The organism is Bradyrhizobium sp. Mp27 (genome assembly GCF_029953005.1).
Taxonomy (GTDB): Bacteria; Pseudomonadota; Alphaproteobacteria; order Rhizobiales; family Xanthobacteraceae; genus Bradyrhizobium; species Bradyrhizobium barranii.
The window spans coordinates 1-1,001 of sequence record NZ_JASAUS010000535.1 but is presented as its reverse complement, the minus strand read 5'-3'; the positions used below and the strand labels follow the sequence as shown (position 1 = coordinate 1,001).

Annotated in this window: 1 pseudogene; it reads left to right on the top strand. The window is 59.6% G+C overall.

The features are described 5' to 3' along the window. Positions 1 to 248: 248 nt before the first annotated feature. Positions 249 to 890, top strand: a pseudogene (locus QJT78_RS51570) (pyridoxal-phosphate dependent enzyme); the annotation flags it as partial. Positions 891 to 1,001: the final 111 nt, after the last annotated feature.

Here is a 1,001-nt window from a genome sequence, read left to right as displayed (position 1 = left end):
CGCCTCAAGCACCTTGCGATCTTTCCTCGAAAGGTGGACTTCTCTTGCTTCGGGTATCATCCCGACCTTGAATCACGACTCACGTTCCAAGAAAAGTGGGTACTAGGGCGCAAACAAAACACCGCCTAAGAATGGAATTGCCGATTGGGCCGGTCGAGCGCTGAAAATATTGCACGCGTCGCCTGAACTAGAGAATCGCTTTGCCTGTTCGCCAGCCTAAAGTTGCGGGCGGGCAGAGGTGGCAGGCGATGAGTGATGTTCGAACGGGTTTCCTGGACGCTATCGGCAACACGCCATTGATCAGGCTGCGAATGCCGTCGGAGGCCACGGGTTGCGAGATCTACGGCAAGGCCGAATTTCTCAATCCCGGCGGCTCGATCAAGGATCGCGCGGCGCTGGCCTTGATCAACGATGCCGAACGATGCGGCAAGCTTGGGCCAGGAGGCGTCATCGTCGAAGGAACAGCCGGCAATGTCGGAATCGGCATAGCGCTCGTGGCGAACGCACGCGGCTATCGAAGCGTGATCGTGATGCCTGACACGCAAAGTCAGGAGAAGAAGGACATGTTGCGGTTGTGCGGTGCCGACCTGCGCCTGGTGCCGGCCGTACCCTATTCCAATCCGGGTCATTACGCGCGCTATTCCGGTCAGCTCGCCGAGGAGCTCGGTGCTTTCTGGGCCAATCAGTTCGACAACGTCGCCAATCGGGAGGGGCACTATCGCACGACCGGCCCTGAGATTTGGCGGCAGACGGATGGACGAATCGACGGCTTCACATGTGCCGTTGGGAGCGGCGGTACCTTGGGTGGGATCGCGCGGGCCCTCAAGGAGCGAAATCCCGGCATCAAGATCGCGCTCAGCGATCCCATGGGGGCCGCTCTCTACAATTGGTTAGAGCTGGCCCCGGTTGTTTGGACAGCGCCCCGCTGGATTTAAGTGGATTCCTGCCGGGTTATGCTGAACGCGGGGCTTTACGGTTTTGTCGTTGCGTCGGGAGGGCGT